Below are 7,057 nucleotides of genomic sequence, written 5' to 3'. Positions count from 1 at the left end.
GGTAAGGCCCGCATGCCTTGATGCCGCCCCTTACATCCTGCTTCGCGCCATACGTGCAGCGCCCAACTCGCCCACCAGGAAGGCCCACCCGCCATGATCGGCACCGCGCACGCCGCCGCACCGCCCACCACCGCCGCCCACCGCGACCCGAACGTGCTGCGCTGGCTGACCGCGTACACCGCGTCCCTGCTCGGCGACAGCGTCTACTTCCTCGCCCTCGGTTTCGCCGCCGCGAAGGTGGCGTCGCCCGGCGAGGTGGGCATGGTCATGGCCGTCGGCGCCGTACCGCGCGCCCTGCTCATGCTCGGCGGGGGAGTGGTGGCCGACCGTTTCGGCCCGCGCCGGGTGGTGATCGGCAGCGACGCGGTGCGCTGCGTGCTGATCCTCACCGCCGCGGCGGTGCTCGCGCTGGCCTCGCCCGGACTGTGGCTGCTGGTGGCCGTCGCGCTCGTCTTCGGCGTCGTGGACGCGCTGTTCATGCCCGCGGTCGGCGCGTTGCCGCCGCGGCTCGTCGCCCGCGACCAGCTCGTCCGGCTCCAGGGGATGCGCGCGCTCGCCGTCCGCACCGGCGACATCGCCGGGCCGCCGATCGGCGGGCTCGCCATGGGACTTGGCGGCGCGAGCACCGCGTTCGCCGTGGCCGGCGGCCTGTTCGCGCTGTCCGTGCCGCTCCTGATCACCACCCGCATCGGCGAGTTGAAGCAGGACCACGACGCCACGCCGACCACCGAGCCCGAGCCCGAGCCCGAGTCCGGCTCCGGCGACGACAGCGCCTGGGTCGAACTGCGCGCCGGGTTGCGCTACATACGCCGGCACCGGCTGGTCGGCCCGCTCGTGCTGTCCGGCGCCCTCAGCGAACTCGGCCTCATCGGCCCGCTCAACATCGGCATGGTGCTGCTCGCCCGGCAACGCGGCTGGGGCTCCACCGGATACGGCTGGATCATCGCCGCGTTCGGGGCCGGCGCGGCCACCAGCGCGCTGCTGATGGCTGTACGCGGCAGGTTCCGCAGGGCCGGTGCCGTGCAGATCGTCACGCTCTTCGCGAGCTCCCTGACGATCGGGCTGATCGGCGCGGCCCCCGTCCTCGGGGTCGCCGTCGCGCTCGCCCTGCTCGCCGGGCTCATCTGCGGGGTCTGCGGCGGCCTTGCCGTCGCCATGATCCAGTCCGCGTCCGACCCCGCCTACCTCGGCCGCGTCACCTCCGTCATGAGCCTCACCGGCTTCGGCATCGCACCCCTCGTCTACCCCCTCTTCGGCGTCGCCGTCGCCTCCTTCGGCCCCGCGCCCGTCTTCCTCACCAGCGCCGCCATCAGCATGCTCGGCGGCGTCGTCGGCCTCGTCTCCCCGGCGGTGCGCTCTGCGAAGTGAGCCGCACTTGTCCGCCCGGGTTTCAGCCCTCTTCTGCGGGGGAGCCGCACAAACCCAGGGGCGCGTGGGGGTACCACCCAGGCGAAGCTCTGGGGGAGAACGGCGCGAGCAACCCTCCACCGGCAGGTGGTCCCTCAACTCACAGGACCGGGCAACCCGGGGGGTCCAGTTCGGCTAGACCCCTAGATTCGCTTCGTACGCCTTCGTGACGGCCTCTTCCGGGCCGTCCGTCTCGACCTTTGCCGCGGCCTGGCGGCCGAACGCGAACATCGTCAGTTCGGCCGGCTCACCGGTCACGGTGACGACGGGAGTGCCCTTGTGGGCGACGGCGGTCCGCCCGTCCGGGCAGCGCAGCACGAGCCCGACCGGACTGCGCCGCCCGAGCAGCCGGGCGGCGCGCGCCAGCCGGGCCCAGAGCGCGTCGGCGAAGACGGGGTCGATCGTGCGCGGGGTCCAGTCCGGCGCCGCACGCCGTACGTCCTCGGTGTGGACGTAGAACTCCAGCGTGTTGGACGCTTCGTCCACCTGCTTGAGGGAGAAGGGCGACAGCCGCGGCGGGCCGGTCCTGATCAGCTGGATCAACTCGGAGAACGGCTTTGCCGCGTACTCGCTGCGGACCCGCTCCAGGCGGTCGGCGAGCCGCGGCACCACCATCCCCACGGCCGCGTCGCCCCGGCGTTCGCGCACCACGACGTGGGCGGCGAGGTCCTTGGCGGTCCAGCCCGCGCAGAGCGTCGGGGCGTCGGGCCCCGAACGCTCCAGCAGGTCGGCGAGAAGCAGACGTTCACGCTGCGCATGGGTCGTCATACCGCAAGGCTAACCATCCGGCGGCCGAAACATCTGTTTCCGGCCGCCCTGATCACCGAAGTCGCCGCGAACGGATGCGCCACGGCGCCGCCGCCGCACCCGTCGCCGGTCAGAGCTTGCTGTACAGCTTGGTGTGGTTCGTCCCGTTGTTGCGGGTCAGCGAGCAGGTGACGGTCTTCTTGCCCTGCAGCTCGTACGTGATGAGCTTCGGGAACAGCGCGTACGGGTAGTACTCCCGGCCGTCGTGCGGCAGATGCTTGCGCGCGTCGGTCTGGCACAGCGACAGCGCCTTGCTCTGGATGTCGGCGTCGGTGTCGAAGGTGCCGCTCAGCGTCTCGTTGGCGACCACCTGCGCGTCGTGCGAGGAACTGCACGAGCGCTTCGTCACCTCCGAGACCGACGGGGTCAGGGACGGCGCGTCGAAGCAGACGCCCGGCTTCAGCGAGACATACGGCACCAGCTTCTCGTCCGGCGAGGCCGGGTCGGTGGGCAGGCCGGTGTCGTCGTCGGTGGGCAGGTCCGTCGGGAGGTCCAGCGTCGGTTCGTCCGTCGGGAGGTCCGTCGGCAGCGTGAAGCTCGGCGTGGGCATGTCGGTCGGCAGCCCGCTGATGCTGATGCTGTGGGTCGGCTTGTCGTCGGCCTGCTTCTTCTTGTCACCGCCACTGCTGGCCATCGCGACGCCGCCGATGATCGCGCCGATCACCACGACCGCGCCGACCGCGATCCACACGTTGCGCTTGGTGTTGTTCGGCGGCGGCGGGGGCTGCTGGTAGCCGAAGCCCTGCTGGCCACCCGGGTAGCCGTAGCCGGCCGGCGGCATCGGCGGGCCCGGCTGACCGGGCGGGCCGTACCCGCCCGGCTGGCCCTGCTGCGGATAGCCGTACGGCTGCTGGCCGTCGGGCTGCTGCGGATAGCCGTACGACTGGCCACCGCCCGGCTGTTGGGGAGCGCCGTAGCCGCCTTCACCCGGCGGGGGAGGAGGCGGTGGCGGCCCGAAGCCCTGCGGCGGTCCAAAACCGCCGCCTTGCTCTGGAGGCGGCGGCGGACCATCTGGCGGCGGCGGAGGAAAACCCATGGCAAAAGAATGCCCCATACGGGTGACGCGGGGCGAGCGCCTACCGCATAGCGGACAACCGCCTTGCGGCGTTTGTCGGTTGATGCGGCTTTTCTCGTCGCGGCGAATCGGCGGCAGAATGGAGACATGCCCTCGACTTCACTCGACCCTGCGATCACCGCGCGCCTCAAGCGCAACTCCGATGGGCTGGTTCCGGCCATCGCCCAGCAGTACGACACCGGTGAGGTGCTGATGCTCGGGTGGATGGACGCCGAGGCACTGCACCGCACCCTCACGACCGGCCGCTGCACCTACTGGAGCCGCAGCCGTCGCGAGTACTGGGTCAAGGGCGACACTTCCGGCCACGTCCAGCACGTCAAGTCCGTGGCCCTCGACTGCGACGGCGACACGATCCTCGTCCGTGTCGACCAGACCGGCGCCGCCTGCCACACCGGCGACCGCACCTGCTTCGATGCGGATCTCCTGCTGGAGGGCTAGCGGACCCCCCGGGTTGCCCGGTCCTGTGAGTTGAGGGACCACCTGCCGGTGGAGGGTTGCTCGCGCCGTTCTCCCCCAGAGCTTCGCCTGGGTGGTACCCCCACGCGCCCCTGGGTTTGTGCGGCTCCTTCCGCGAAAGGAGGGCCACAACCGGCGGATGGTCCGGGAGCGACCGGGCCGGGCAGCCCGGGCGGACAGGGGCACCCGGGTGCGGATACCCTCTGCGGCCATGGATATCGCTACGTTCCGCAAACTCGCCGTCGACCGTCGTGTCATCCCGGTCAGCAGGCGATTGCTCGCGGACGGCGACACCCCGGTCGGCCTGTACCGAAAGCTCGCGGGTGAGCGCGTCGGCACCTTCCTGCTGGAGTCCGCGGAGGACAGCAAAGCCTGGTCCCGCTACAGCTTCGTCGGGGTCCGCTCGGCCGCGACGCTGACCGCGCGTGACGGGCAGGCCCACTGGCTCGGCACCCCGCCGGTGGGCGTTCCGGTGGAGGGCGACCCGCTGGTCGCGCTACGGGCCACCATCGAGGCACTGCACACCCCGCGCGATCTGGTCGAGGGCATGCCCCCGTTCACCGGCGGCATGGTCGGCTACCTCGGCTACGACATCGTCAGGCGGCTGGAGCGGATCGTCGACCACGGCAGCGACGAACTCCGGCTGCCCGAGCTGACGATGCTGCTCAGCTCGGACCTGGCCGTGCTGGACCACTGGGACGGCAGCGTGCTGCTGATCGCCAACGCGATCAACCACAACGACCAGGACACCGGCGTGGACGAGGCGTACGCCGACGCGGTGGCGCGGCTGGACGCGATGCAGGCGGACCTGGGCCGCCCGGTCGAGCACCCGCCGGTCGCGCTGCCGCCCTCGGAACTGCCCGAGTACACCGCCCGGTGGGGCGGCCAGGACTTCCGGGACGCCGTGGAGGACGTCAAGGAGCGGATCAGGGCGGGCGAGGCGTTCCAGGTGGTGCCCTCGCAGCGGTTCGAGACGCCGTGTACGGCGAGCGCGCTGGACGTCTACCGGGTGCTGCGGGCCACCAACCCGAGCCCGTACATGTACCTGCTGCGCTTCCCCGGCGAGGACGGGGGCGCGGAGGGCGGCTTCGACGTGGTCGGGTCCAGCCCCGAGGCGCTGGTCAAGGTCGAGGACGGGCACGCCCTGGTGCACCCGATCGCGGGCACCCGGCCGCGCGGCGCCACCCCGCAGGCCGACGCGGCGCTCGCCGAGGAACTGCTGGCCGACCCCAAGGAGCGGGCCGAGCACCTGATGCTGGTGGACCTCGGCCGCAACGACCTCGGCCGGGTCTGCGAACCCGGCAGCGTCGAGGTGGTCGACTTCATGTCGGTCGAGCGCTACTCGCACGTGATGCACATCGTCTCGACGGTCACCGGCCGGGTCGCGCCCGGCCGTACCGCCTTCGACGTGCTCACCGCCTGCTTCCCCGCGGGCACTCTCTCCGGTGCCCCCAAGCCCCGCGCGATGCAGATCATCGAGGAACTGGAGCCCACCAGGCGGGGGTTGTACGGGGGTTGCGTCGGCTACCTCGACTTCGCCGGCGACTCCGACACCGCGATCGCCATCCGCACCGCGCTGCTCCGCGACGGCACCGCGTATGTCCAGGCGGGCGCGGGCATCGTCGCCGACTCCGATCCCGTCGCCGAGGACACGGAGTGCCGCAACAAGGCGGCCGCGGTCCTGCGGGCCGTGGGCACCGCCAATGCGTTGTCGCGGTGACCGGACCTTCCGGGGTGCCTTGTTCTGTCGGTTGAGGGACCACCTGCCGGTGGGGGTTGCTCGCGCAGTTCCCCGCGCCCCTGGTTTCGTGCCGCTCTTCCGCGGAAGAACGGCAACCCCCAAGGGCACGGGGAACTGAACTCAACCGGCCACCCGGGCCGACCCGTTCGGCGTCAGCCGGTGAACGCCGCGAGGCCGTTCGGGGTGCCGAGGCCGGTGGGGCCGTCGTACCCGGTGGTGCCGCTGCACAGGTAGGACGGGCTGCACGAGCCGTTCGACCCGCTGGTCACGTCATTGAGGTCGGACGTGTGGCTGTACGGGAACGACGCCGGCGTGGAGCCGGCCGACGGGGTGCCCGCGAGCGCGTAGACCGAGGCGATGATCGGCGAGGACACGCTCGTGCCGCCGAACACCTCCCAGCCGCCGTCGCCGCCGTAGGTGTCGTTAACCGCGACACCGGTGCTGGGGTCGGCCACCGCCGAGACGTCGGCCACCGTGCGCTTCGAGCAGCCGCTGTCCGTCTGCCAGCTCGGCTTCGCGTCGTAGGCCGAGCAGCCCGAGCCCGAACCGTTCCACGCGGACTCGCTCCAGCCGCGGGCGGAGGAGTCGGCGGTCAGCGCGGTGCCGCCGACCGAGGTGACGTACCGCGAGCCGGCCGGGTACTCCACGCCGTAGCCGGAGTCGCCCGCGCTGACCGTGATCGCCACGCCCGGGTGGTCGAAGTACGAGCTGTCGTACGACGAGTCGGACGAGGACTCGCCGCCGCCGTAGCTGTTGGAGACGTACTTCGCGCCCAGCGACACCGCGGTGTTCACCGAGGTGCCCAGGTCGCTCATCGAGGCGCTGCTCGCCTCCACCAGGAGGATGTGGCACTGCGGGCAGGTCGCGCTGACCATGTCGACGTCGAGTGAGATCTCCTCCGCCCAGCCGGCGTCGGCGCTCGGCAGCGAGGAGGCGCTGCCGCTCTGACCGACCTTGCTGAAGCAGCCGTTGGCGGTGGTGCACGCCGGCAGGCCGTAGGTGGAACGGTAAGTGGCGAGGTCCGCTTCGGCGTTGGGGTCGTCGTACGCGTCGACGATCGCCACGGTCGCGTCGGAACCGCCGGTGGTGGGCAGGTTGTAGGCGGCGTGCAGGTCGTCCGGGCCGAAGCCGGAGGGCGCCGCGGCCGGGTCGACCGCACCGCTGGACCTTGCCAGGGTGCTCGCCCCGCTGGTGACCTTGACGGCCTGACACGCCATCTGGCCGGCCTTCGTGGCGCCGGCGCAGGAATGGGCCGTCCGCAGGCCGTGCACGGCCGGGGCCGCCTGCGCCGAGGAGGCGAGGGCGAGTCCGGACGCGGCGAGCCCCGCCGCTGCGGTGAGGGCGAGGCCGGTACGGATGGATATCGGGCTGAGGGTGCCGAGGGTGAAACGCAAGCGACTGCCTCCTGTGGTGGGGGGAACCGAGGAGCGTGTGTGAACGCTGTGATTTCTGAGTGCTTTTGGGAACAGTGGGACGAGCGGAACGGTATGTCTGACCGGAGCACGTCAACAAGAAGGTGGCGGTGATCTCCGCCTTACCTTCACCAGCCGGACGCGCGGGCTCCCCACGAC

General features: G+C 71.6%; 6 protein-coding genes. 3 read left to right on the top strand and 3 right to left on the bottom strand.

All coding sequences use genetic code 11. The annotated features are described in order from the left end of the window. The first annotated feature begins 93 nt into the window (after positions 1-93). Positions 94-1,368, top strand: coding sequence for an MFS transporter (locus AC13HU_RS27980; RefSeq protein WP_483044738.1), 1,275 nt, complete (start codon positions 94-96; stop codon positions 1,366-1,368). Positions 1,369-1,542: 174 nt separating this feature from the next. On the opposite strand, the gene AC13HU_RS27975 is transcribed toward AC13HU_RS27980, so the two are convergent. Both AC13HU_RS27975 and AC13HU_RS27970 read right to left on the bottom strand, forming a co-directional pair. Then, positions 1,543-2,175 carry a TIGR03085 family metal-binding protein gene (locus tag AC13HU_RS27975; RefSeq protein ID WP_483044737.1) on the bottom strand — a complete coding sequence of 211 codons (633 nt, stop codon included), beginning with the start codon at positions 2,173-2,175 and terminating at the stop codon, positions 1,543-1,545. Between the two features lie 109 nt (positions 2,176-2,284). Next, positions 2,285-3,250 carry a hypothetical protein gene (locus AC13HU_RS27970; RefSeq protein WP_483044736.1) on the bottom strand — a complete coding sequence of 322 codons (966 nt, stop codon included), beginning with the start codon at positions 3,248-3,250 and terminating at the stop codon, positions 2,285-2,287. Positions 3,251-3,376: 126 nt separating this feature from the next. Here AC13HU_RS27970 and hisI point away from each other — a divergent pair, with 126 nt between their 5' ends. Together hisI and AC13HU_RS27960 are read left to right on the top strand one after the other, a co-directional pair. After that, the gene (gene hisI, locus AC13HU_RS27965) at positions 3,377-3,727 is read left to right on the top strand and encodes a phosphoribosyl-AMP cyclohydrolase (protein WP_483044735.1); all 351 of its coding nucleotides are present in this window, start codon (positions 3,377-3,379) and stop codon (positions 3,725-3,727) included. A 229-nt stretch (positions 3,728-3,956) separates the two neighbouring features. Then, the gene (locus AC13HU_RS27960) at positions 3,957-5,465 is read left to right on the top strand and encodes an anthranilate synthase component I (RefSeq protein WP_483044734.1); all 1,509 of its coding nucleotides are present in this window, start codon (positions 3,957-3,959) and stop codon (positions 5,463-5,465) included. A 173-nt stretch (positions 5,466-5,638) separates the two neighbouring features. Here AC13HU_RS27960 and AC13HU_RS27955 read toward each other — a convergent pair whose 3' ends face one another. Beyond that, a complete protein-coding gene (locus AC13HU_RS27955) occupies positions 5,639-6,880 on the bottom strand; it encodes a S53 family peptidase (RefSeq protein ID WP_483044733.1) in 1,242 nt (413 codons plus the stop codon). Positions 6,881-7,057 lie beyond the last annotated feature (177 nt).

It is taken from the genome of Streptomyces sp. NH27 (assembly GCF_056859195.1).
Note: the sequence above shows the minus strand (reverse complement) of the source record. Positions and strands in the feature narration are given on the sequence as shown.

Coding starts and splice junctions, on each gene's coding strand:
- AC13HU_RS27980 (WP_483044738.1), top strand. CDS start 94: ATGATCGGCACCGCGCACGCCGCCGCACCGCCCACCACCGCCGCCCAC.
- AC13HU_RS27975 (WP_483044737.1), bottom strand. CDS start 2,175: ATGACGACCCATGCGCAGCGTGAACGTCTGCTTCTCGCCGACCTGCTG.
- AC13HU_RS27970 (WP_483044736.1), bottom strand. CDS start 3,250: ATGGGTTTTCCTCCGCCGCCGCCAGATGGTCCGCCGCCGCCTCCAGAG.
- hisI (WP_483044735.1), top strand. CDS start 3,377: ATGCCCTCGACTTCACTCGACCCTGCGATCACCGCGCGCCTCAAGCGC.
- AC13HU_RS27960 (WP_483044734.1), top strand. CDS start 3,957: ATGGATATCGCTACGTTCCGCAAACTCGCCGTCGACCGTCGTGTCATC.